The organism is Planococcus plakortidis (assembly GCF_001687605.2).
In the GTDB taxonomy this organism is placed as follows: Bacteria; Bacillota; Bacilli; order Bacillales_A; family Planococcaceae; genus Planococcus; species Planococcus plakortidis.
Genome location: NZ_CP016539.2, coordinates 1,124,164 through 1,146,940, shown reverse-complemented (window position 1 = coordinate 1,146,940; position 22,777 = coordinate 1,124,164). Strand labels below are relative to the sequence as shown.

Sequence of the window (22,777 nt, the reverse complement as noted above, 5' to 3'; positions counted from 1 at the left end):
TACTGCCTATGCCATGAAACCAATTCTCTATGATTCGACGTTTCAAATGTTTTTAAGATTCAACGAAAAAACCGCACAGCCTGTGGCAGGCTATGCGGTCTTTCCTTTTTTACACCCTCGGAGGGAATCGAACCCCCATCTCAAGAACCGGAATCTTACGTGTTATCCTTTACACTACGAGGGCAAATGTTGTTTGCGACTTTTCTATTATACAAAAGCTTTCCTCTTATTTCAAGCGCCTATTTTCAATTCGTTAGATTTGACCTTCATTGACCATGATGTGTATGATGAATGTACGGCTGAACGGCGTTTCAGCAGCACTTACATTTACCCAAAGGAGGAAATTATCCATGAATTTAATCCCTACAGTAATCGAACAGACAAGCAGAGGGGAACGCGCTTATGATATCTATTCCCGTCTATTGAAAGACCGCGTCATCATGCTCGGCAGCGGAATCGATGATAATGTCGCGAACTCCATCGTTGCGCAGTTGCTATTCCTTGAGGCGGAGGATCCTGAAAAGGATATCTCCATCTATATCAATAGCCCAGGCGGCAGCATCACTGCCGGCATGGCGATCTATGATGTAATGCAATTCATCAAACCGGATGTCCAGACAGTATGCATCGGCATGGCTGCATCCATGGGCGCTTTCCTTCTCGCTGCCGGCACTAAAGGCAAACGCTACGCCTTGCCTAACGCCGAAGTCATGATTCACCAACCGCTTGGCGGGGCTCAAGGGCAAGCGACTGAAATCGAAATCGCCGCAAAACGCATCTTGTTCTTGCGCGAAAAGCTGAACCAGATCCTGTCTGAACGTACTGGCCAGCCACTGGAAGTGATTTCACGCGATACAGACCGCGACAACTTCATGACTGCAGAACGTGCACTTGAATATGGCCTTGTCGACCAAATCATCACGCGCAATAAATTGCCGGAAAACCACGAAAAAGAAGATTAAACCAAACAAAAAGAGCTGCCCTATGCGGGGCAGCTCTTTTTTTGATGCTCAACGCACCCGGGCTTAAGCTTCTTTATCGATCAATTGCGCCAGTGCATCGACCGCTGATTCCTCATCGGCGCCGTCTGCCGAAATCGTGACGTTCGTGCCTTTGCTGACAGCCAGGCTCATGATGCCCATGATGCTCTTGGCATTGACTTTCTTATCGCCTTTTTCCAAGTAAACATCCGAACTATAGCGATTGGCTTCCTGTACGAACAATGCCGCCTGTCTCGCTTGTAATCCTGATTTCAATTGCACTTCCACTTGTTTTTCTACCATGCATATCCTCCTCCGAAAACTTGACTCTCACGCAATCTATAGAAAAGAGCAGCCGGTTTACCGGCTGATCGTTTCGCCTTTTCTTAACGACTCGGCAATCTCATCGATTTTCCGGAGCCTGTGGTTGACGCCTGACTTGCTCACTTTTCCTGTCGATACCATCTCGCCCAGTTCCTTCAGTGTGACATCCTGGTACTCGACACGCAAGCGGGCTATCTCTTTCAGGCGGTCGGGCAATTGGTCGATGCCGATGACCTGGTCGATAAAGCGGATATTCTCGATTTGCCGCAGCGCCGCATCGATCGTCTTATTCAAATTGGCCGTTTCGCAATTGACCAAACGATTGACGCTATTGCGCATATCGCGGAGTATCCGGACATCTTCGAATTTCAACAGTGCCGAATGGGCGCCAGTCAAGCTCAGGAAATCGGAAATTTTCTCCGCTTCCTTCAAGTATGTCACAAACCCTTTTTTCCGTTCGATCATTTTCGCGTTCAACTGGAAATGGTTCATCAGGATGACCAGCGCTTCAGCGTGATCTTTATAGGAAGAGTAGACTTCCAGGTGATAGGAGGATGTTTCCGGGTTATTGACCGAACCTCCCGCGAGGAAAGCCCCGCGCAAATAAGAACGTTTGCAGCACGTCGTCGAAATCAGCTCAGGCGAGATTTCCTGTTGGAACTGGAATCCTTCCGACAAAATCAGCAGATCCTCAAGCACCAGCTTCGCGCCTTCCCTCAAACGGCAAATATAGATGTTGTTCTTTTTTAAGCGCATCTTTTTACGTACCAGCAATTCCACTGGGTAAGCTTTATAAAAACGTTTCAGCAACGTATAGATCCTTCTCGCGATGGCTGCGTTTTCCGTTTGGATGTCCAGGCTCAACTGGCGGTTGGAAAATGACAATGTGCCGTTCATGCGGATCATCGCAGAAAGTTCTGCCTTGCCGCAGCAGTCATCCACGTCGATCTGGGTCATTTCTTTTTTTGTTTCTGATGCAAAAGACAATTATGCCCCCCCTTTCAGGCTTTAAGAATATCGTCGCCGCGATGCCTGTGATTCGCTGCTGGCATATTCAAAAAGCCATTTCGCCACTTTCATCGGTTCATGCCGGACAGCTTCCCCGAAAATATTCGCAATATCATGGCGATATACTTCAAGCCCAAGTTTTTTCAGGCGTTCTTCATCGTATTCCACCGGCCACGCTTTTTCTTTTTTGTATCTTTCAGCCACGCCTTGAGGCATTTGGACTTTATCGATCAAAATGGCATCGAGGAAATCTACGCCTACATGGTCATAAAGGGCTTTCACGTGATCCGAAGCCGTATAGCCGTATGTTTCCCCTGCTTGGGTCATCAGGTTGCAAATATAGATTTTTCGTGCTTTTGCTTCGAGCAGCGCTTTCTTGATATCTTTCACGAGCAAATTCGGCAAGATACTCGTGTACAAGGAACCCGGCCCGATGACGATGACATCGGCCGATTGGATCGCCTGTATCGTATCGGGCAAAGTCTTGACGGCTGCCGGTTCAAGGAAGACCCGCTTGATCGGCTGCATATAAGCAGGGATCTTGGATTCCCCTTTGATGATGGTCCCGTCCTCAAGCTCTGCGTTCAAGGTCACCAATTGATTGGCGGCAGGAAGAACCGTGCCGTTGACATTCAAGACGCGGCTCATTTCCCGCACCGCGTGCGAGAAATCACCTGTCAAGTCGGTCAAAGCCGCAAGCATCAGATTCCCCAGCGAATGGCCTTCCAAATCAAGCGAATGCTTGAATCGGTATTGGAACATTTCGGCAACGAGCGGTTCCGCGTCGGATAATGCAGCCATGACGTTGCGGATGTCTCCTGGCGGCGGGATATCCAGGTCATCCCGAAGACGCCCCGAGCTCCCGCCATCATCTGCCACCGTGACAATCGCCGTCAAATCGAGCGGAAAAGTTTTCAAGCCCCTCAGCAAAGTGGACAGACCGGTCCCGCCCCCGATGATTACAACTCGTTTTTGCTGGAGACTTTTTTCCATGTGCTCAACCCTTTCTGATTTTCACATCTCTATGCGTAATGCTGACTTTATTGTTTTTCGATAGATATTTCCCGAAATACTCAGCAAGCGTCACCGACCGATGCTGGCCGCCGGTGCAGCCGAAAGCGATGACCAATTGCGCTTTGCCTTCCTGTTTATACTGGGGAATCATGAAATCGAACAGATCCTCCAGCTTTTTCACCAATGTCTGCGTCTCCTGCCACTTCAAGACGTAATCAGAAACAGGCTGATCCAAACCTGATTGTGGATTCAATTCTTCTATATAATAAGGATTCGGCAGGAAGCGCACATCGAAAACCAGGTCCGCATCGATCGGCATGCCATGCTTGAAGCCGAAAGACATCAGGTTGACCGTAAAGACATTGCTTGTTTTCGAAGCGAAATCCGAGGTGATTTTCTCTTTCAGCTGGCGTGGGCTCATTTCGGATGTATTGTACATATAATGGGCCCGCCCCTGCAGGTCTTTCAACATATCACGCTCTTTTTTGATGCCCCCGAGGACCAGCCCGCCTGGCGACAGCGGATGGGAGCGCCGTGTTTCTTTATAGCGGCTGACGAGCGTCTGGTTTTCCGCATCGAGGAACAGGATGGTGATCGCCACTTCCGGTTCCTTCGATAAATCATCGATGGCATCAACGAGACTGGCGAAAAAATCACCGCCGCGGAGATCCATGACCGCTGCGACGCGTTTCATCGACTTGCCTGAATCCCGCATCAACTTGATGAATGTCGGAAGAAGCGCGGGCGGAAGATTATCGATGGTGAAAAAACCGAGGTCTTCAAAACTCTGGATGGCCACTGTCTTTCCTGCACCGGACATGCCGGTGATGATGATCAATTCGGTTTCTTCGTTATGTTTATCCATGTCGGCGGTTCACCTCTTCGCTCGATGATTGGATGTTCTCCTTTAGCAGTTCGAACTCCGGCGTATAATAGAAAGTCCCATATTGGACCCCTTCCTGAGAAGCCGCAAACAATAGGTTCGTCCGGTCCCCCTCCGCCATCGGGAGGGTATGCAGGCTCTCTACCGGGTGCCATTCGAGAACCCCTTCACGTGTTTCTTCGAACGGCGTCCCGTGAAGACGTTTTGCCCGGAACGTAAACAGCATCCATTCATCCACGGTTTCCCCGCCTTCCTGGATCATCATGGTGTAGACGCCCTTTAAATGGACGTCCAGCGGTTCTGCATCGGTTTCTTCCCTAAACTCGCGGATGGCCGCTTCGTAAACCGATTCGCCGCTTTCCATTTTGCCGCCAGGAGCCACGTACCAGCCCCTGCGCGGCTTTTTCATCAATAATACTTTGCCATTCTCTATTAGCAATAAATTCGCGATTCGCTGCACATTTGCCACTCCGCATCTAATATAAACTATTTCCATTATACATCTATCCTGGCGTGTCATGCAAAAGAATGCAAAAAAAGAGGCCACTCCCCGGAGCATCCGGAAAGCAGCCTATCAAAAATAACTATATAAAAAGGGGGTTGATTTACTATACCCACTATACCTCTTTTGCATGACAATGCTGTTACAGGGTGATTAAGAACTCGTTAAGCTTGCGCTTTGGAAGCGATTTTCTCTGAAAGCTCTTCCACGTAATGCTGGACGCTTTGCGCGGCGATGCTGCCGTCGCCTGTCGCGGTGACGACTTGGCGCAAAGTTTTATCCCGTACATCTCCTGCCGCGAAAATTCCAGGCACCGATGTTTCCATTTCTTCATTCGTTTCGATATAGCCCAGGTCATTCAAGATGCCCAGCGATTCAAATGGTTTCGTCAACGGCAACATTCCGATGTAGACGAACACGCCATCCGTTTCGAATTCCCGTTCGGAATCGTCTTTTGTCGATACCAATGTGACGCTTCCGACCTTGCCGTCTTTTTCGTGGATTTCTTTCACTGTCGTGTCCCAGATAAAGTCGATCTTGTCATTCGCGAAAGCGCGATCCTGCAAGATCTTTTGGGCGCGCAATTCATCTCTTCGGTGGACGATGGTCACTTTGTCCGCAAATCGCGTCAGATAAACGCCTTCTTCGACTGCAGAGTCACCGCCGCCGACGACCACTAATTCTTTTCCTTTAAAGAAGGCGCCATCGCACACTGCGCAATAGCTGACGCCGCGTCCGCCAAGTTCGCTTTCGCCCGGGATGCCCATTTTCTTGTACTCGGCCCCGGTCGTCAAGATGATGGCGCGGGCTTTGTATTCTTTTGTCCCCGCTTTGACGGTTTTGAATTCGTCGCCGTCAATGATCTCGGTGACGTCGCCGTATGCATACTCAGCGCCGAATTTTTTCGCATGTTCAAACATTTTCGTCGATAGGTCAGGGCCGAGAATATGGTCAAACCCTGGATAGTTTTCAATTTCTTCGGTGTTGGCCATCTGTCCGCCTGGAATCCCGCGCTCTAGCATGAGCGTTGAAAGATTGGCTCGGGATGTATAGACCGCCGCTGTCATGCCAGCCGGCCCTGCACCGATAATTAACACATCATAAATATTCGTCGTTTCTGTCATCGTAGGCCCTCCTCGTTATCACTAGCTAAATCGTAAAGCAATAAACTGCCGCCTTCAACTTTTATGCCTAGCTGTCGAAGTCCGGCAAAAAACCGCTTAATTCATCGACATATTTGGACATCGTTGCGGCAGAAGTCCCGAATTTAGCGGCAACCGCTTTTTTTGTCGTTTCCCGTTTTTCCGCCGATTCAACCATATAACTGACGGCAGCGGCAAGAGCTGCAGGGTTGCGGAATGCATAATGCGCATCAAAAGCTTGCTCCGCCAACATGAACCATAACTGGAAGACGCCGTCATTCTCTTGGTCGACCATCCCTTTTTGGTAATACAAGCGCTCCGCTGTTTCCATCGCGCGTAAAAATGCTTTCTCTTCCTTGACCGATTCGCGGAACGGATGGCCAAGCGCATAGCCGAGCATATACGTTTCCAGTACGGAAGGTTGCTCGGATTTCAGCCAATTCGGATGTGAGATGATCTCCTGTTTATGCGAAGATTTCCCGAGCAGGAACAAGCCATAGATTCGCTCACTTAAATGCGGATGGTCGAGTTTGCGGGCCAGGAAATCCCGGTCGTGCTCGAGGGCATCGACATGCGGCATCACCGCCTGCTCTCCCCACGGCTCGTACCCTTCTTTTGCCGGGTCCATCCGTTTCAATTGCTCCCATGCCTGCTTGGCAGTTTCTTCGTGGCCGGAATGGTACGCGGCGTGCGACAGCCAGAAATAGAATGCCGGGTCCCCGTCGAACCCGCGTTTTTGCAAGCTTTTCAGCCACCGGTACGCTTCCTTGTATTTCCCGACCAATGCGAACGTCGCCCCCAGTTTATAGCGATGCTCAAACACATAAGGCTGGATTTTCTTCAGCAAGTCGAGGATATCCTCCAATTCATCATTTTTCTCGTAATAATGAAATACTGCCAGATTGCATAAGGCATGCAGGTTGCCAGTATTTCTGCGGAGTACTTCGTGAAGCAGCGATTTCGCCATTTCCGTTTCCCCAATATAAAAATATGCAAGCGCCAGGTTGTTATAGGCGCCCCAAAAATCGGGTTTTTCCTCGATCACTTCTTCCAATAATTCAATCGCTTCCGGAAATTTGCCTTGTTCCATTAACCTGCGTGCTTTTTCCTGTAAATAATAGTACTCGCTGTTATGGGCTTCTCCTTCATCGTCGAACAATTGCCAGTCTTCCTGTTCGGCAAAATCGATAATCTCCATCGCTTCCGCCGCGTAGCTTCCGCTTGTATCCTTTTCGAGATAGGCCTTGGCATATTTCCGGGCATCGAAAAACAAGCCGAGATGCGCATGGGCTTCAGCCAAAAAGAATAAAATATTCGGTTCTTCCGGATCGAGCTTGTGGGCAGTGCGCAACTCATCCATCGCCAGCTCGAATTCCTGCCGCTCCATCAAGACCACCCCGTAATGCATCAAGATGAGCGGATCGTCGGGAGTCAGTTCCTTCGCGCGCTGCAAATACTTATACGCCTTATCATATTGTTCACGCTGCAATTCCTTAAGCGCCTTTTGATAATAAAATTCCCCTGTCGGAATGAATGATACGACATTGTCGAAATTTTTCCTTTTGTTTTTCTCCAAAATATGCCTCCGTAACAAGAAAAGGAACGACCTGAATCGTTCCTTTCCCTAAATGTGCTGTTATTATAGCATATTTCCCTATTATTTACTTGTCCTTTTTCGCGGCGTGGCGTTCTTCGAGCACACCCGTCACGTCTTTGAAATCGACTTTCTGCTCCTGTAGCAAGACGAGCAGGTGATACAGCAGGTCTGCACTTTCCGTCGCCAGCTCACGTGCGTCTCGGTTTTTGGCGGCGATGATGACTTCCGCCGCTTCTTCCCCGACTTTCTTGCAGATTTTATCGACACCCTCTTCAAACAGATAGGTCGTATACGCTCCTTCCGGCATCTCGCTTTCGCGCTGCTTAATTAAAGCACCGAGTTCCGTGATCATGTCCAGTGCCGATGCAGCGCGTTCCCCTGCCAAGGTTTCATGGAAGCAGCTCGTCTCGCCAGTGTGGCAGGCAGGCCCGTTCGGGATCACTTCGTAGATCAGGGAATCGCCGTCGCAATCGATCTGGACGGATTGGACGCGCTGCGTATGGCCGCTCGTCGCGCCTTTATTCCATAATTCTTGGCGGCTTCTTGAGTACAGCCAGGTCTCTTTCGTATCGATTGTGCGTTTGACCGCTTCCTCGTTGGCATAGGCCAAAGTCAGCACTTGTTTTGTAGATGCATCTTGCAATATGACAGGCACTAAGCCGTTTTCATCGTATTTCAAGTTTGTCACCGGACATTCACTCCTTCTCCCTGCAGATACTGTTTCACTTCTTTGACGCTCGTTTCTTTATAATGGAAAATCGACGCCGCAAGCGCGGCATCCGCATCCGCTTGTTCGAATACTTCCTTGAAATGATCACGGTTCCCCGCGCCGCCGCTTGCGATGACTGGCACTTCCACGGCGTCACGTACCGCTTTGGTGAGCGCGATGTCGAATCCGTCTTTTTGCCCGTCGCTGTCCATGCTGGTCAACAGCAATTCCCCAGCACCTAAAGCGACCGCCCGTTTCGCCCACTCAATAGCGTCCCATTCGGTCCGGTTGCGGCCGCCGTGCGTGTAGACGTCCCAGCTATCGCCATTGCGTTTCGCATCGATGGCGACGACGATGCACTGCGACCCGAAGAAATCCGCGCCTTCTTTGATCAGTTCCGGCCGGTCGAGCGCTGCCGTATTCAGTGAGACTTTATCCGCGCCTGCGCGCAGCATGCGTTTCATGTCGTCCAGCGTCCGGATGCCCCCGCCTACTGTAAAGGGAATCGACAGTTCTGTCGCTACGATGCGCACCACTTCGACCATCGTTTCTTTGCCTTCGTGGGAAGCGGAAATGTCTAAAAAGACCAACTCATCCGCGCCTTGTTCGTCGTAGAATTTGGCGAGTTCCACAGGATCTCCCGCATCCCGAAGTTCCACAAAGCTCACGCCTTTGACGACGCGCCCTTCTTTGACATCGAGGCACGGGATGATGCGTTTTGTCAGCATGTCAGCGCCTCCTTGAGCGTGAAGCGGTTTTCGTACAAGGCTTTGCCGATGATGAGCCCTGCAATTGGGCTGTCGGCTGCCGCTTGTTTCACTCGTTTCACGTCATCGAGCGTTCCGATGCCGCCGGATACGATGACTTGCGAGTGGTCATCGGCAACCAATTTCCGGTTGGCCTCGATATTCGGCCCGGCAAGCGTGCCATCTGTCGAAATATCGGTATAGATGAAGTGCTTCGCCCCTTTTGAAGCAAAATAAGCGGCCACTTCAGGTGCCGGCTTATGGGATGTTTCGATCCATCCTTCTGTCGCCGCCATGCCATCTTTCGCATCGATGCCGATGACGATCCGCTCTGCGCCGAACTCTTCGATGAACGATGCGACCAGCTCCGGCTCCCTTACAGCCAAACTGCCGATAATGACGCGGGCAACGCCGTTCGATAAATAATGGTTGATGTCTTCACGGCTGCGGATGCCGCCGCCCACTTGGATGTTCGCATCGAGTTTCGCCGCTTCGATGACCACTTGGTCGTTGATGCGGCTGCCATCTTTCGCACCGTCCAAATCGACCATATGAATCCATTTGGCCCCGGCTTCCACAAAACTTTTCGCCATTTCAACAGGCGAATCCGCATAGACCGTCTCTTGGCAGTAATCTCCTTGGAACAAGCGGACGCATTTCCCGCCCCTTAAGTCGATTGCCGGATAAATTTGAAATTCACTCATGGAAATCCCCCCTGACATTTGCAATCCACTGCGCCAATAGATAATGCCCGAACTCGCCGGATTTTTCCGGATGGAATTGCATTCCGGTAATCAATCCGCCACCGACAACACCCGGCACTTCAAGCCCGCCGTATTCGGCTGTCGCGAAGACCTGTGCGTCGTCTGTTTCCGTTGCCAAGAACGAGTGGACAAAATAGACATGTGTATCTTCCAATAAACCTTCAAGCCAATACGGCTGTTGCGTGAAGTCTAATCGATTCCACCCCATATGCGGAATGCGGTAAGTGCCTTTCGGGAAGCGTCGGATATGGCCCTTCAGTAGGCCAAGCCCCTTGACCGGCCGGCCTTCTTCACTGTCTTCATAAAATAATTGCATGCCGAGGCAAATGCCAAGCAACGGGATCTTCCGCTCCGGAAGCGAACGGATGAATCCGGCCAGGCCTTTTTCATCCAAGCGCTTCATGGCATCCGGAAATGCGCCGACGCCCGGCAGCAAGATCGCATCCGCTCCAGCCAATACTTCCGCATCGTCTGACGTGATGACGGTGCAATCGAGTTTTTTCAAAGCCTGTTCGACGCTGAATAAATTGCCCATGCCGTAATCGATGATGCCGACGATCATGTTAGGAGCCCCTTTGTCGACGGCACGCCTTCGACACGCGGGTCGATCATTGTCGCCTCGTCCAGCGCGCGGGCAAGCGCCTTGAAGACCGCTTCGATGATGTGGTGCGTATTGCGTCCGTAATGGATGATGACATGGACATTCATGCGCGATTCCAAGGCGAACTTCCACAGGAATTCATGGACCAGTTCCGTATCGAATGCACCGACTTTGGCGTTCGGGATATCTCCGCGGAACTCCAGATGAGGGCGGTTCGAACAATCGATGACCACTTGCGCGAGCGCATCGTCCATCGGCACGAATGCATTGCCATATCGGCGCAAGCCTTTTTTATCGCCGAGCGCCTCGAGCACTGCCTGGCCAAGGACGATACCGATGTCTTCTGTCGTATGGTGGTCATCGATATGGGTGTCGCCGTTTGCGTGGATACGCCCGTCAAACTGGCCATGCTTGATGAAAAGATCCAGCATATGGTCCATGAATGGCACCCCGGTATTGATATCCGCCTGCCCCTTTCCATCGAGCGAGAAGCTGACGGCAATTTCCGTTTCATTGGTTTTTCGTGTGATATCCGATTTCCTCATGATTGACTCTCCTTTTTCCAAGCGCGTGATTCGACTGCACGTGCGTGTGCTTCGAGGCCTTCCAGCCTTGCGAGCCTTGCGATTTTCTCTTGGTTGTCGCGCCATGCCTGCTCGCTGTAATGAACGATGCTCGTCCGTTTGACAAAGTCATAGACGGACAAGGCACTTGAAAAGCGCGCCGTGCTATTGGTCGGCAGCACATGATTCGTGCCGGCAAAATAATCCCCGATCGGTTCCGATGAATAACGGCCGATGAAGATCGCGCCCGCGTGGTCGATCTCTTCCGCCAAAGCTTCCGCATCTTCTGTCATGATCTCCAAATGCTCCGGCGCCAATTGATTGGCAGCACGAATCAACTCAGCGCGGCTATCCGCCAAATAAATGGCGCCATGGTCGCGGATGGACGCTGCAGCGATCGCTTCGCGCGGCAAAGTGGCCAATTGGCTTTTCACTTGTGCCGCAACTTGCTCGGCAAGCGCACGGCTCTCTGTCAATAATACAGCACTTGCGAGTGGATCGTGTTCTGCTTGTGACAATAAATCCGCCGCCACTTCATCCGCATACGCACTGTCGTCGGCAATGATGGCGATTTCGCTCGGCCCTGCGATCATGTCGATCGCGACGTCGCCGTTCACTTCACGTTTGGCGAGCGCCACAAAGATATTGCCGGGGCCTGTGATCTTATCGACCGGCTGGATCGATTGCGTACCGTAAGCGAGCGCCGCAATTGCTTGTGCCCCGCCTGTTTTATATAATTCCTCAATCCCAAGGATATGCGCCGCCACCAGAACGCCGTCCGACAACTTCCCTTCATGATCGGGAGGTGATACGACGACGATCCGGCCGACTCCGGCCACTTGTGCCGGAATGACGTTCATCAAGACGGAGGATGGATAAGCCGCCGTGCCGCCCGGAACATATAATCCCGCCGATTCGATCGCTGTGACGCGCTGCGCGACATACGAGCCGTCCGCACGGTCTTGGTGGTAGCCTTGCTGCTGTTGCCCTTCATGATAGTTGCGGATATTGTCCGCAGCTTCTTTCAGATCGGCGAGCAGCTGCGGGTCGAAACGCTCCACTGCCTGCCGGATTTCTTCCGGCGTCACCTTTAATGCAGACAACTCCGCTTTGTCCCATTTTTTCGCAAAGCGCAACAACGCCGCATCCCCATCGGTCCGCACCGCTTCAATGATTTCTTTCACCGCTTGCAATTGCTGTTCCGTGCCGTCGGCTAATTGGCGCCGGATCGACACCCCGTCTGTCAGGCGTTGGATGTTCATCGTCCCACCTGCTCCCGCAGTTTATCGACCATTTCCGTAATGCGTTGTTGCTTCAAGCGGTAGCTGACCGGATTCGCGATGAGGCGCGATGTGATGTCGGCAATTTTTTCATATTCAACCAGCCCGTTATCCTTCAAGGTACGCCCCGTCGACACGATATCCACAATCCGGTCGGACAAGCCGATGAGCGGCGCCAATTCGATCGAACCGTTCAATTCGATGATCTCGACTTGCTCGCCTTTGCTGCGGTAATAATGCGAAGCCACCGCTGGATATTTCGTCGCGATGCGCGGCGTCACTTCATCCATTTCCGTGTTCGGCAATCCCGCGGTCGCGATATAGCATGCGCTGATGCCGAGATCCAATAATTCGTGTACGTCCCGGTCGTGCTCAAGCAAGACGTCTTTTCCGGCAATGCCGATATCCGCTACACCGTGCTCGACATAGGTCGGCACATCCATCGGCTTCGCGAGGATGAAGCGGAATTTTTCATTCGGCGCTTCGACGATCAGCTTGCGCGAGTCGTCAAGCTCTTTCGGCAGGTCATAACCCGCCCCGACCAATAGTTCGTATGCTTCTTCAAAGATCCTGCCCTTCGGCATGGCAATCGTCAATTCATCCATTTCGCAGCTCCTCCCCTCTGATGACTTCGGTGAACAAGGCAGTAAACGATTCCAGCGCTTTGACGGCCGGCGCATACTGCAAGGTCACCCGCTTTCCCGCATTTCTTATTTGTTGCGCTTTATCAAATGCGTGTTGCTCGTTTTGTTCATCGAATAAGATCAATGTGTGCGGTTGCTCTGTTTTTTCAGCCGTTACCGATTCCAGCAAACGGTCGACCCGCAAACCGAATCCGGTTGCCCCGACCTGCAAGCCGAACTGCTCCATCAAGCCGTCATAGCGCCCGCCGCTGCCGAGCGGAAATCCGCTGCCAGCCCCGTAGAATTCGAACACCAATCCGGTGTAATAAGTCATGTGGCTGCTGAAGGAGATATCAAACGTGATTGCATCCCCAAGACCATTGCGCCCGAGCAACTGTTCAAGGCGCTCCATGTCGCGGTAGAGCTCGCATTGTTCTTCATTTTCTTCGTTGATCCATAACTTCCAATCTGCCACAGTAGTCGCCTGCATCAATTTCAAAAACGATGCCAGCTTGGCTTCAGGGACCGGCAGTTCTTGCGCCAATTGTTCGACTCCCACGCCGTTCTTCGCCACAAACAGTTCGCGCACTTTGCCGCTTTGTTCCGCGTCCAGCCCGAAATCCGCCAAGATCAGCTCAAGCAGCCGCGTGTGGCCGATGACGATGCGGGCTGAACCGACACCCACTTCTTTCAGGATATCCCAAGCCAGGCTGATGACTTCCGCATCCGCGTACAGCGAATCGTCGCCGATCAACTCGACGCCCATCTGCTCAAATTCCGCTGGGCGGCCGCCTTCACGCTTTTGCGCACGGAAGACATTGGAGTAATAGCCGAGCCGGATGGGCATTTTCTCGCGCAATAATTTCGATGCCGCAACCCGTGCAATCGGGGAGGTCATGTCCGGCCGCAAGACGAGCGTCTTCCCTTGGCTGTCGAGAAGCTTGAATAAGGCATCATCTGAAATGGCGGAAACCTTTCCGATCGTTTCGTAATATTCCAAAGTCGGCGTCTGCAGCAGTTCGTAACCTACACGTTCGATTAATTCTGTCCCTTGTTTTCTCAATTTCGCTTTCTGCTTTGCAATTAAAGGAAAATCGTCACGCATGCCTAATGGTTTTTCAAACATTTCGATGGTCATCGTTGAACACTTCCTATTATCGGTTATTTCACTTTAGTTCGCTAGAGTGATGAATCGTTAAAGTGATTCTTATTTTAGCGCAAGCCACTTCGGCCCGTCAAGCAAGGAGGATATAAAAAATCCTGAAAGCGCTGAGCTTTCAGGATTTTGCTTGTCGATCGGCCATTTCCTCGGCTGTGTAGATGATTTTCATCGGATTGCCGCCGACAAAAGCTCCAGCCGGTACATCTCTATGGACGAGCGTGGCAGCGGAGACGATGGCACCGTCCCCAATCTTGATGCCGGGCAAAATCGTACTGTTTGCTCCGATCATGACCCGGTCGCCGATTAAGACGTCGCCGAGCCGGTACTCTTCAATCAAGTATTCATGCGCAAGAATGGTCGTATTATAGCCGATGACGGTATTTGCCCCGACTTGTATGCGTTCCGGGAACATGAGGTCTGGCATGACCATCAGCGCAAACGAAGTTTCCTTGCCGACTTTCATACCGAGAAACTGGCGATACAGCCAGTTTTTCACCGGCAGAAACGGTGTGTAACGCGCCGTCTGGATGACCAGGAAATTTTTCGCGACTTTCCAGAACGGGACGGTTTTGTAGATATGCCAAAGCGAATTCGCCCCTTCTACAGGATACTTTTCCGTGCGCCTCATTTAATGCCCACTTTCGTCAATTCAAGCAAATCGGAAATGTGCTGCAGCATGAAATCCGGCTCGAAACTGGCCAAAAATTCTTCTCCTTTAGCGGTCCACGCGACACCTGCCGTCCGGACCCCCGCATTTTTCCCGCCTTCGATATCATGTGAATTATCGCCGATCATCAAGGCCTCTTGCTGATCCGCTTCCAACAAGCGCAATGCCAATTCAAGCGGTTCCGGGTGCGGCTTCGGGTTCTGCACATGATCCAATGCGACCAGGACATCGAACACGTCGTGCACGCCCATCAGCTTCAGGCCGTGCAAGATCGTTTCTTCGCGTTTAGTGGAGACGATCGCCATCTTCAGGCCCCTGGACTTCAAGGTACGCAAAGTTTCCGCCACCCCGTCATATTCAGAGACCAATTCATCATGGAGCGTCCGGTTCAAGCGGCGATATTGATCGCTTAGTTCATTGACTCTCCCCGGCGCGATTTCCGTAAAGGTCTGTTCCAGTGAAGGGCCGATAAAATGCAAGACATCTTCCCGGCCATATTCACCCGGGAAATGTTCGCCGAGCACCGACAGGAAGGTCTGGATGATCAATTCATTCGTATCGAGCAAGGTTCCGTCAAAATCAAACAATAAAGCCGTTATATCTTTGTTCATGGAGTGACCACTTCCTTCCGATTGTCTTCAGCCCGCCGCCATAGATAAGATATGAAGATCGTTAAAGCGAGCGCAGTGATGACCCGAATCAACAACAAGGGCCAGATCGGGATGCCGAGCGGGATGAAAATCAATGTATCCTCGACGATTGCGTGGCATGCCACCAGGAAGATAAAGGCGAGCGTTGCGTCCTTGCGGCTGACACCATCTTCCTGGACCGCCTGGATCATCACCCCGGCGCCCATTGCCAAACCGAAAATCAATCCGGAGGCGAGCGTCAACGACGTATTTTTTTCGACGCCGATCAGCCGTGTGAGCGGCCCCATCATATTCGAGATTTTTTGCAGATACTGGCGGTCTTTCAATAGTTGGATCATCAACATGAGCGGAATGACAATCATCGCCAGCTGAAGCACGCCGAAACTCGCTTTCTCCAAGCCCAATAAGAAAATGCCGAGCCATGTTTCCGGCGCCGCGGCAGCTTCTGGCACAAAGCCGTATTGCGCAATTTCCCCACCGCCTGACCAGAACAAATTGATCAGGATGCCCGATAAAGCCGCAAGCCCGAAACGCACCACCAAGACGACCCATAAGCGGACGCCCACTTTCAAGGCGACGCCGGTTTCGATGAAGATGTTATGCGAGAACGATAACATGACCGCCAGGATGAACACTTCTTTCACGGTCAGTTCGAGCGAGAGGATCCCCGCGATCCCGGCGTATAGATTGAGCGCATTCCCAAGGACGAGCGGCACGGCCGCTTCGCCGCTGAGGCCGAAAATCCCCATGACCGGCGCCACCAAATCGATGATAAATGGCAGCACCGGCGTGAATTGCAGCATCGTGACGAGCAAGGTGATCGGGAAAATGATTTTCCCGAGTGACCATGTAGTCTTTAATCCGGCTTTCAAGCCATTTTTCACTGTCGACATTCAATCTCTTCTTTCCTAGTTATTTATCCAAATAGCGCGGCGGGTTTTTGAGAGCTACCCGCCGGTAAATGATGAAAGCAAGGCCGATGATGATTGCAATGACCGATACAAGCTGTGCGGCACGCAATTCGCCGATAACGTACAGGCTGTCGGTGCGCATTCCTTCAATGAAGAAACGGCCGACTGAATACCAGATCATATAGAAAAAGAACATTTCCCCGCGCACTAAATTGACTTTGCGCAATAAGAGCAAAATGATGATCCCAACCAAGCTCCACATCGATTCATAGAGGAAAGTCGGATGGTAATAGGCACCATCTATGTACATATGGTTGATGATCCAGTCGGGGATGAACAGATTCTCCAGAAACTGGCGCGATACTTCCCCGCCATGTGCTTCCTGGTTGATGAAATTGCCCCAGCGCCCGATGGCCTGGCCGATCAAAATGCTTGGCGCCAAGATATCCGCCACTTTCAAAAACGGCGTATTGCGGCGTTTCGTGAATACATACGCGACGATGACGGACGCGATCAACGCCCCGTGGATTGCAATCCCCCCGTTCCAAATCGCAATGATCTGGCCCGGCTGGTCTTTATAATTCTCCCATTCGAACACTACATAATAAATGCGAGCGCCGACGATGGCGAGCGGCACGGCCCAGATCAAGAGGTCGGTCAAATAATCGGGGTGAAGCCCTCGCTTCACCATTTCCTTTTGCCCTACTAAAAATGCGATGACGATCCCCGTTGCGATGATGACGCCATACCACCGGACATCGATCGGCCCGAGCGAAAACGCCACCGGGTCGATCGCGGCTAAAACTGAATACATATTGTGCACCTTCCCATTCCCTTAATTTGTATCTTGCGCGATGACATCATCAAGCCGCTTGGAAAATTCCTCGGCAGCGTTGACCCCCATCCGTTTCAGGCGGTAGTTCATCGCGGCTACTTCGATAATGACGGAAAGGTTGCGCCCTGGCCGAACAGGAATCGTCAGCTTCGTCAATTCCGTATCGATGATTTTCATCGTTTCTTCCTCTAGGCCGAGACGGTCATATGTTTTATCCGGGTCCCATAACTCAAGATCAATGACCAAGGAAATACGCTTGAAATTGCGAACGGCGCTTGCCCCGAATAAGGTCATAATGTCGATGATGCCGACACCACGGATCTCAAGCAAGTATTCGATCAGCTTCGGCGGATGGCCGACAAGCGTGCTTTCGCCTTCTTGCCGGATCTCCACGCAATCGTCTGCCACGAGTCGATGGCCTTTCTTGACAAGTTCCAATGCGGTTTCACTTTTACCGACACCGCTTTTCCCTGTAATGAGCACACCGATTCCGTAAATATCGACCAACACCCCGTGTACAGCTGTCGTCGGGGCCAGGCGGCTTTCCAGGAAGTTTGTCAGCAAACTCGAGAACCGGGTGGTCGTCATATTCGTCCCCAGCACTGGCACATGTTTTTCCGAAGAGGCGCGGACCAATTCCTCCGGCACTTCGACACCATGGGAAACGATGATTGCGGGCGTATCATCCGTACACAACTTCATCATCCGGTCGAGCCGTTCCTCCGGTTTCAACATGGCGAAAAACGACAATTCCGTTTTTCCGAGCAATTGCATGCGATTCGCTGGATAATGGGTGAAATATCCCGCCATTTCCAAGCCCGGCCTTGAAATATCACTGATCGCGATATGCCGCCCGATACCTTCCTGGCCGCTGATCAGTTTCAAGCCGAACATTTCCATCACTTGTTTTACTGTTACTTGTCCCATAGTTTTCCCTCATTCCCCCGGCAGTGCAAATGAATTCCCTAAATAATTCCTTCATTCTGCATTCGGTTTGTATTTATTTTAACATGGAAAAAAAGAAATTGAAGAATTTCGTCCCCTTTCCCCCCCTTTCCTTCTATATAAGGAGTGAAGGGGGAATGCCAAATGAAAATTATCATTGATGCGGGACACGGACCAGGGACGATCGGAAAACGGACACCCGACGGCAGGATGCGCGAATTCCATTTCAACAATGCAGTCGCTGAAGAAGTGAAAAAGCGCTTGTCGGCAGATGGGTATACGGTATTGTTCAGCCATCAGCAAGACCGCGATGTGCCTTTGAAGGAAAGGGCCGGTTTTGCCAATCGCTCCGGTGCCAAGCTTTTGGTATCGATCCATGCCAACGCAGCAGGACACAACTTCGGCCCCGCACAGGGAATCGAGAGCTTCATTTATCCGGCAGCGCCTGCACGCACGCGAAAATTCGGCCAGCTGCTACAGAATTCACTGATCCTATCGACCGGCCGGAAAGACCGCGGATTGAAAACGGCGGATTTCGCCATGCTGAGGGATACCAGCATGCCTGCCGTGCTTGTCGAATGTGGGTTTATGACCCATAAGCACGAATCGGCTTTGCTGCAATCCGATGAATATCGCATGCGTTGTGCCCGCGCCATTAGCTTCGCCATTACGTGCATGGAAATTTAACGCAAAAAGCCCAGTGGAGAAAATTCTCCGCTGGGCTTTTTTTGCTTTGTTCAGTCGATTGTCAAATAACGGACGAGGATCGAACCGGTTTTGGTTTCTCCGTAGACGAGCAACGGCCCTGCAGCAGACTCGACATCCCCGCTTTTCGTGAAATGCATTTTCTTCTGCATGAATTGGCCTTGTTCATGGCTGCTGTTGATGTCCGGCAGCATGACATCCATACGGCCCAAGTTTGAAGAAACTTCTCCTCTCAGCGCCAAATGCTGGGGAATGTAAATCTCTACATTGCCTGCCAAGGTTTTCGCTTCAAGCTTTTTCGCTTCCTTGCTGCGCGTTGTCGCGACGACATTGCCGTTCAACGACTTCGCATCGATGTCTTCGATATCCCCATCGATATAAATGCGCCCATTCAAGGTTTCCGCTTCGACTTCACGGCCTTTTACTTCCATCATCTGGATCGGACCGTTTGCCGTCTCAAGCTCGGCTTCCTCGAATTGGATCGTCTTCAAATCGATCTTGCCGTTTGCGGTCTTGACTTTGATCAAGGCGGAGTCGAGGCGCTTCATCGTGAATCCGCCATTGAAAAGACGGACGACAATTTGTTCAAATGCCGCAGCCGGAACATACAGGACGACATTCACTTGAGTCGTTTTCATGTCGCTGATGATGCGCAATTTGCGGTCATCCGCAATGAATACGAATTTCTCGAGAAAATCCTGCTTCGCTTGTTCCGGGGACTCTGCACGGAATGCCTTGACGCTGCATTCTGCACGAATCGAACCGTCCTGGGATGGGAACACTTCCAATTGCCCGTTGGCGATGTCGGCAATGACCGTATGGAGTTCCGCACTTTCTTCCGTGAAAGTGTGTTCAAACCGTGCGGCTTCCCCGAATGGCGAGTCGAATTCCATCGTCTTCAACTTATCGGCGGACGTCTGCATGAAATGCATCATCCGGTCGCCAAGTTCATTGAAATCCTTGGACATATTCTTGGAAAAATCCTTCGAAAAGTCTTTCGTAAACTTCTTGAACATGTCTTCAGGCCGGAAGAAGCCACGCTTTCCGCGCGGGCTGCGGTAGGTTTCACGGCCATAATCCTTCGATGCATTGCCCGTCTCCCCACTGTCGATCGCTTTCAACAGCTCAACCGCTTCACGTGCCGAGATCGTGCCATTTTCAACCATGTCCAAAATGCGTTCTTTTTCACTTTGCATATCGTTTGGCCTCCTCTTCGGATTTCCGCCTTCGCAGAAATTCCTATTCTACTTTAATGTACGTTTAGACGGACGGAAAGTTTCACTTCGCTTTTGTTTTCTTGGCGCTTGCCTTGCCGACAAGCTCTTTCATGCGCGCACGGTCCCGTTCGAGGATCGGCTTCAGGTACCGGCCGGTGTAAGAGCCGCTGGTGTCGGCGATATCTTCCGGCGTTCCCGTCGCCACGATGGTTCCGCCCTTGTCTCCGCCTTCTGGCCCTAGATCGATCAGGTAATCAGCCGTTTTGATGACGTCGAGGTTGTGTTCGATCGTCAGGACCGTATCCCCATTCTCGACAAGCCGTTGCAGCACTTTCAATAAGCGGAAAATATCATCGGCATGAAGGCCCGTTGTCGGCTCGTCCAATATATAGAACGATTTGCCGTTCGAGCGCTTATGCAATTCGGAAGCGAGTTTGACGCGCTGCGCTTCCCCTCCTGACAAGGTCGTCGCCGGCTGGCCGAGTGTGACGTACCCCAACCCGACATCGACGATGGTCTTCAGCTTCCGGTTGATTTTCGGGATATTTTCAAAGAATGAATACGCATCTTCCGCTGTCATTTCCAATACGTCGGCAATGTTTTTATCCTTGTATTTCACTTCCAGTGTTTCACGGTTATAGCGTTTGCCATGACAGACTTCACAAGGGACATAGACATCCGGCAGGAAATGCATTTCGATTTTGATGATGCCGTCTCCGCGGCAGGCTTCGCAGCGGCCGCCTTTGACGTTAAAGCTGAAGCGACCCTTTTTATAGCCGCGCACTTTCGCTTCATTGGTCGTGGCATAGACATCCCGGATGTCATCGAACACGCCTGTATAGGTCGCCGGGTTGGAGCGTGGCGTGCGCCCGATCGGCGACTGGTCGATATCGATGACTTTTTCCAGTTCTTCGATTCCTTCTATGGATTGGTGCTGTCCCGGCTTGATGCGCGCGCGGTTGAGCTTATGTGCCAATGATTTATAGAGGATTTCGTTGACCAATGTACTTTTCCCCGAGCCCGACACCCCTGTCACGGCGGTGAAGACGCCAATCGGGATGTCGACGTCGACATTTTTCAAATTGTTTTCCGCCGCCCCGCGGATGGAAATTTTCCGGCCGTCCGGTTTTCTGCGTTCGCCGGGGAGTGGAATGAATTTCTTACCGCTCAAATATTGTCCAGTCAGCGATTTTTTGTTTTTCATGACTTTTTCAGGCGTCCCGGCCGCGATGATTTCCCCGCCGTGAACGCCGGCTCCTGGACCGACGTCGATCAGGTAATCGGCTGCCATCATCGTGTCTTCGTCGTGTTCGACCACGATGAGCGTATTGCCGATATCGCGCATATTTTTCAATGTGCTGATGAGGCGGTCATTGTCGCGCTGATGCAAACCGATCGACGGTTCATCAAGGATGTATAAAACACCCGTCAGCCGCGAGCCGATCTGCGTCGCCAGGCGGATGCGCTGCGCTTCGCCGCCTGACAAGGTACCCGATGCGCGGTTCAGGGTCAGGTAATCCAGGCCGACGTTGATCAGGAAGCCGACGCGCTCCTGGATTTCGCGGAGGATCATATTCGCAATCTGGCGGTCTTTCTCCGATAGCGTCAAACTGTCGAAAAACGCTTGCGCTTCCGTAATCGAAAATTCAACCACTTGCCCGATATGGAGGTCATTGACTTTGACTGCCAATGATTCCGGCTTCAATCGATAGCCATGGCATGTAGGGCAAGCTTGCTCACCCATGAATTTTTCCATCATGTCCCGTATATAATCGGAGCTCGTCTCCCGGTAGCGGCGGTCGACGTTCGCCAACACGCCTTCGAAAAAGATATGGCTATCCCGGATTTTCCCGTAATCATTTTCGTAACGGAAACGGATTTTCTCATTATCGGAACCGTGCAAGATGATGTTCACCTGGTCTTCAGGCAGTTCTTTCATCGGCACGTCCATATCGATGCCGAAATGGCGGCATACCGCCTGCAGCAATTGCGGGTAGTATTGGGAACTTGTCGGGCGCCAAGGGGCGATGGCATGATCTGCGAGGGTGGCGTCCCAGTCCGGAATGACCAGGTCAGGGTCGACTTCCAATTTCATGCCAAGCCCGTCGCATTCAGGGCATGCCCCGAAAGGCGAGTTGAATGAAAACATGCGCGGCTCCAATTCACCGATCGAGAATCCGCAGATCGGGCAGGCGTGATGTTCGCTGAACAGCAATTCTTCCTCGTCCATGACATCCACAAGCACGCGCCCTTCACCGAGGCGCAAAGCCGACTCCAGCGAGTCGCTCAGGCGCGGGGCGATCCCTTCCTTCATGATGACACGGTCAATGACCACTTCAATGGAATGTTTTTTATTTTTATCGAGCGAAATGTCGTCATCCAAATCGATCAGTTCGCCATCGACGCGGACCCTCACATAGCCCTGCTTCTTAATATCCTCCAGCAGTTTCACATGCGTGCCTTTGCGGCCCGAAACCACCGGCGCCAGTACTTGCATGCGCGTCCGTTCCGGATACTCCAATAGGCGGTCGACCATCTGTTCGATAGTTTGCGATGAAATCTCGATGCCATGGTTCGGGCAGATCGGCTTGCCGATGCGGGCATACATGAGCCGTATATAATCGTAGATTTCCGTAACAGTCGCTACGGTCGATCTCGGGTTTTTGCTTGTCGTCTTCTGGTCGATCGAAATCGCTGGGGACAAGCCTTCGATCAAATCGACATCCGGCTTGTCCATCTGGCCAAGAAATTGCCGTGCATAAGACGACAGGGATTCGACGTAGCGGCGTTGGCCCTCCGCATAGATCGTATCGAATGCCAATGAAGATTTCCCGGATCCTGATAAACCGGTCATGACGACCAATTTATCGCGCGGGATCTTGACATCGATATTCTTTAAATTATGCGCACGTGCGCCTTGTATGCGTATCTCTTGGTTTTTCAAGTGCT

The 22,777-nt window shown here is 51.7% G+C and carries 24 protein-coding genes and 1 tRNA gene; 2 read left to right on the top strand and 23 right to left on the bottom strand.

Translation table 11 applies throughout. The features are described 5' to 3' along the window. Nucleotides 1-112: 112 nt before the first annotated feature. Nucleotides 113-184, bottom strand: a tRNA-Arg gene (locus tag BBI15_RS05820). Between the two features lie 166 nt (nt 185-350). Between BBI15_RS05820 and clpP the strand changes: the two genes are divergently transcribed. After that, the gene (gene clpP / locus BBI15_RS05815; protein ID WP_068868719.1) at nt 351-962 is read left to right on the top strand and encodes an ATP-dependent Clp endopeptidase proteolytic subunit ClpP; all 612 of its coding nucleotides are present in this window, start codon (nt 351-353) and stop codon (nt 960-962) included. A gap of 63 nt (nt 963-1,025) precedes the next feature. On the opposite strand, the gene BBI15_RS05810 is transcribed toward clpP, so the two are convergent. The 20 genes from BBI15_RS05810 to hprK form a co-directional block, all read right to left on the bottom strand. Beyond that, entirely contained in the window at nt 1,026-1,283 is a 258-nt protein-coding gene (locus BBI15_RS05810; RefSeq protein WP_058381251.1) for an HPr family phosphocarrier protein, read from the bottom strand. A gap of 57 nt (nt 1,284-1,340) precedes the next feature. Further along, nucleotides 1,341-2,291: a DNA-binding protein WhiA gene (gene whiA, locus BBI15_RS05805; protein ID WP_068868718.1), complete on the bottom strand. Its 951-nt coding sequence runs from the start codon at nt 2,289-2,291 to the stop codon at nt 1,341-1,343. Between the two features lie 21 nt (nt 2,292-2,312). Beyond that, on the bottom strand, nt 2,313-3,305 hold the full coding sequence (locus BBI15_RS05800; protein WP_068868717.1) for a gluconeogenesis factor YvcK family protein: 993 nt from the start codon (nt 3,303-3,305) through the stop codon (nt 2,313-2,315). Between the two features lie 4 nt (nt 3,306-3,309). Further along, on the bottom strand, nt 3,310-4,191 hold the full coding sequence (gene rapZ, locus BBI15_RS05795) for an RNase adapter RapZ (protein WP_068868716.1): 882 nt from the start codon (nt 4,189-4,191) through the stop codon (nt 3,310-3,312). Then, a complete protein-coding gene (locus tag BBI15_RS05790) occupies nt 4,184-4,669 on the bottom strand; it encodes an NUDIX domain-containing protein (protein WP_068868715.1) in 486 nt (161 codons plus the stop codon). The genes rapZ and BBI15_RS05790 overlap by 8 nt, the downstream gene beginning before the upstream one ends. 206 nt (nt 4,670-4,875) lie before the next feature. Next, on the bottom strand, nt 4,876-5,835 hold the full coding sequence (gene trxB / locus BBI15_RS05785) for a thioredoxin-disulfide reductase (RefSeq protein ID WP_068868714.1): 960 nt from the start codon (nt 5,833-5,835) through the stop codon (nt 4,876-4,878). A 67-nt stretch (nt 5,836-5,902) separates the two neighbouring features. Further along, a complete protein-coding gene (locus tag BBI15_RS05780; protein ID WP_335645704.1) occupies nt 5,903-7,429 on the bottom strand; it encodes a tetratricopeptide repeat protein in 1,527 nt (508 codons plus the stop codon). An 85-nt stretch (nt 7,430-7,514) separates the two neighbouring features. Continuing rightward, nucleotides 7,515-8,138: a bifunctional phosphoribosyl-AMP cyclohydrolase/phosphoribosyl-ATP diphosphatase HisIE gene (gene hisIE, locus BBI15_RS05775; RefSeq protein WP_068868713.1), complete on the bottom strand. Its 624-nt coding sequence runs from the start codon at nt 8,136-8,138 to the stop codon at nt 7,515-7,517. After that, nucleotides 8,135-8,887: an imidazole glycerol phosphate synthase subunit HisF gene (hisF, locus tag BBI15_RS05770; RefSeq protein WP_068868712.1), complete on the bottom strand. Its 753-nt coding sequence runs from the start codon at nt 8,885-8,887 to the stop codon at nt 8,135-8,137. The genes hisIE and hisF overlap by 4 nt, the downstream gene beginning before the upstream one ends. Continuing rightward, a complete protein-coding gene (hisA, locus tag BBI15_RS05765; RefSeq protein ID WP_068868711.1) occupies nt 8,881-9,609 on the bottom strand; it encodes a 1-(5-phosphoribosyl)-5-[(5-phosphoribosylamino)methylideneamino]imidazole-4-carboxamide isomerase in 729 nt (242 codons plus the stop codon). The genes hisF and hisA overlap by 7 nt, the downstream gene beginning before the upstream one ends. Beyond that, complete coding sequence (gene hisH / locus BBI15_RS05760) at nt 9,602-10,231, bottom strand: imidazole glycerol phosphate synthase subunit HisH (protein WP_068868710.1); 630 nt, start codon at nt 10,229-10,231, stop codon at nt 9,602-9,604. The genes hisA and hisH overlap by 8 nt, the downstream gene beginning before the upstream one ends. Further along, nucleotides 10,228-10,815 (bottom strand): imidazoleglycerol-phosphate dehydratase HisB, encoded by a 588-nt coding sequence (gene hisB, locus BBI15_RS05755; protein ID WP_411362416.1) that lies wholly within the window; start codon nt 10,813-10,815, stop codon nt 10,228-10,230. Before hisB ends, hisH begins: the two co-directional genes overlap by 4 nt. Then, complete coding sequence (gene hisD / locus BBI15_RS05750; RefSeq protein WP_068868709.1) at nt 10,812-12,095, bottom strand: histidinol dehydrogenase; 1,284 nt, start codon at nt 12,093-12,095, stop codon at nt 10,812-10,814. Before hisD ends, hisB begins: the two co-directional genes overlap by 4 nt. Further along, nucleotides 12,092-12,718 carry an ATP phosphoribosyltransferase gene (hisG, locus tag BBI15_RS05745; protein WP_068868708.1) on the bottom strand — a complete coding sequence of 209 codons (627 nt, stop codon included), beginning with the start codon at nt 12,716-12,718 and terminating at the stop codon, nt 12,092-12,094. Before hisG ends, hisD begins: the two co-directional genes overlap by 4 nt. Beyond that, nucleotides 12,711-13,874: an ATP phosphoribosyltransferase regulatory subunit gene (gene hisZ / locus BBI15_RS05740; protein ID WP_068868707.1), complete on the bottom strand. Its 1,164-nt coding sequence runs from the start codon at nt 13,872-13,874 to the stop codon at nt 12,711-12,713. The genes hisG and hisZ overlap by 8 nt, the downstream gene beginning before the upstream one ends. 139 nt (nt 13,875-14,013) lie before the next feature. Then, nucleotides 14,014-14,526: an acyltransferase gene (locus tag BBI15_RS05735; RefSeq protein WP_068868706.1), complete on the bottom strand. Its 513-nt coding sequence runs from the start codon at nt 14,524-14,526 to the stop codon at nt 14,014-14,016. Then, nucleotides 14,523-15,176, bottom strand: a complete 654-nt coding sequence (ppaX, locus tag BBI15_RS05730) for a pyrophosphatase PpaX (protein ID WP_068868705.1) — start codon at nt 15,174-15,176, stop codon at nt 14,523-14,525. Before ppaX ends, BBI15_RS05735 begins: the two co-directional genes overlap by 4 nt. Continuing rightward, nucleotides 15,173-16,108 carry a nucleoside recognition domain-containing protein gene (locus BBI15_RS05725; protein WP_068868704.1) on the bottom strand — a complete coding sequence of 312 codons (936 nt, stop codon included), beginning with the start codon at nt 16,106-16,108 and terminating at the stop codon, nt 15,173-15,175. Before BBI15_RS05725 ends, ppaX begins: the two co-directional genes overlap by 4 nt. Nucleotides 16,109-16,127: 19 nt before the next feature. After that, nucleotides 16,128-16,940: a prolipoprotein diacylglyceryl transferase gene (gene lgt / locus BBI15_RS05720; RefSeq protein WP_068868703.1), complete on the bottom strand. Its 813-nt coding sequence runs from the start codon at nt 16,938-16,940 to the stop codon at nt 16,128-16,130. Between the two features lie 21 nt (nt 16,941-16,961). Beyond that, entirely contained in the window at nt 16,962-17,888 is a 927-nt protein-coding gene (gene hprK / locus BBI15_RS05715; protein WP_068868702.1) for an HPr(Ser) kinase/phosphatase, read from the bottom strand. A 162-nt stretch (nt 17,889-18,050) separates the two neighbouring features. On the opposite strand from hprK, the gene BBI15_RS05710 reads away from it, so the two are divergent. Beyond that, nucleotides 18,051-18,593 carry an N-acetylmuramoyl-L-alanine amidase family protein gene (locus BBI15_RS05710; protein ID WP_068868701.1) on the top strand — a complete coding sequence of 181 codons (543 nt, stop codon included), beginning with the start codon at nt 18,051-18,053 and terminating at the stop codon, nt 18,591-18,593. Nucleotides 18,594-18,643: 50 nt separating this feature from the next. Here BBI15_RS05710 and BBI15_RS05705 read toward each other — a convergent pair whose 3' ends face one another. Together BBI15_RS05705 and uvrA are read right to left on the bottom strand one after the other, a co-directional pair. Beyond that, a complete protein-coding gene (locus BBI15_RS05705) occupies nt 18,644-19,807 on the bottom strand; it encodes a DUF4097 family beta strand repeat-containing protein (protein ID WP_068868700.1) in 1,164 nt (387 codons plus the stop codon). Between the two features lie 82 nt (nt 19,808-19,889). After that, entirely contained in the window at nt 19,890-22,772 is a 2,883-nt protein-coding gene (gene uvrA, locus BBI15_RS05700) for an excinuclease ABC subunit UvrA (RefSeq protein WP_068868699.1), read from the bottom strand. Nucleotides 22,773-22,777: the final 5 nt, after the last annotated feature.

What these genes read in the sequence shown, in the direction of transcription:
- clpP (WP_068868719.1), top strand. Translation starts at nt 351, where the DNA reads ATGAATTTAATCCCTACAGTAATCGAACAGACAAGCAGAGGGGAACGC.
- BBI15_RS05810 (WP_058381251.1), bottom strand. Translation starts at nt 1,283, where the DNA reads ATGGTAGAAAAACAAGTGGAAGTGCAATTGAAATCAGGATTACAAGCG.
- BBI15_RS05800 (WP_068868717.1), bottom strand. Translation starts at nt 3,305, where the DNA reads ATGGAAAAAAGTCTCCAGCAAAAACGAGTTGTAATCATCGGGGGCGGG.
- rapZ (WP_068868716.1), bottom strand. Translation starts at nt 4,191, where the DNA reads ATGGATAAACATAACGAAGAAACCGAATTGATCATCATCACCGGCATG.
- trxB (WP_068868714.1), bottom strand. Translation starts at nt 5,835, where the DNA reads ATGACAGAAACGACGAATATTTATGATGTGTTAATTATCGGTGCAGGG.
- hisF (WP_068868712.1), bottom strand. Translation starts at nt 8,887, where the DNA reads ATGCTGACAAAACGCATCATCCCGTGCCTCGATGTCAAAGAAGGGCGC.
- hisA (WP_068868711.1), bottom strand. Translation starts at nt 9,609, where the DNA reads ATGAGTGAATTTCAAATTTATCCGGCAATCGACTTAAGGGGCGGGAAA.
- hisH (WP_068868710.1), bottom strand. Translation starts at nt 10,231, where the DNA reads ATGATCGTCGGCATCATCGATTACGGCATGGGCAATTTATTCAGCGTC.
- hisB (WP_411362416.1), bottom strand. Translation starts at nt 10,815, where the DNA reads ATGAGGAAATCGGATATCACACGAAAAACCAATGAAACGGAAATTGCC.
- hisD (WP_068868709.1), bottom strand. Translation starts at nt 12,095, where the DNA reads ATGAACATCCAACGCCTGACAGACGGGGTGTCGATCCGGCGCCAATTA.
- hisG (WP_068868708.1), bottom strand. Translation starts at nt 12,718, where the DNA reads ATGGATGAATTGACGATTGCCATGCCGAAGGGCAGGATCTTTGAAGAA.
- hisZ (WP_068868707.1), bottom strand. Translation starts at nt 13,874, where the DNA reads ATGACCATCGAAATGTTTGAAAAACCATTAGGCATGCGTGACGATTTT.
- BBI15_RS05735 (WP_068868706.1), bottom strand. Translation starts at nt 14,526, where the DNA reads ATGAGGCGCACGGAAAAGTATCCTGTAGAAGGGGCGAATTCGCTTTGG.
- ppaX (WP_068868705.1), bottom strand. Translation starts at nt 15,176, where the DNA reads ATGAACAAAGATATAACGGCTTTATTGTTTGATTTTGACGGAACCTTG.
- BBI15_RS05725 (WP_068868704.1), bottom strand. Translation starts at nt 16,108, where the DNA reads ATGTCGACAGTGAAAAATGGCTTGAAAGCCGGATTAAAGACTACATGG.
- lgt (WP_068868703.1), bottom strand. Translation starts at nt 16,940, where the DNA reads ATGTATTCAGTTTTAGCCGCGATCGACCCGGTGGCGTTTTCGCTCGGG.
- hprK (WP_068868702.1), bottom strand. Translation starts at nt 17,888, where the DNA reads ATGGGACAAGTAACAGTAAAACAAGTGATGGAAATGTTCGGCTTGAAA.
- BBI15_RS05710 (WP_068868701.1), top strand. Translation starts at nt 18,051, where the DNA reads ATGAAAATTATCATTGATGCGGGACACGGACCAGGGACGATCGGAAAA.
- BBI15_RS05705 (WP_068868700.1), bottom strand. Translation starts at nt 19,807, where the DNA reads ATGCAAAGTGAAAAAGAACGCATTTTGGACATGGTTGAAAATGGCACG.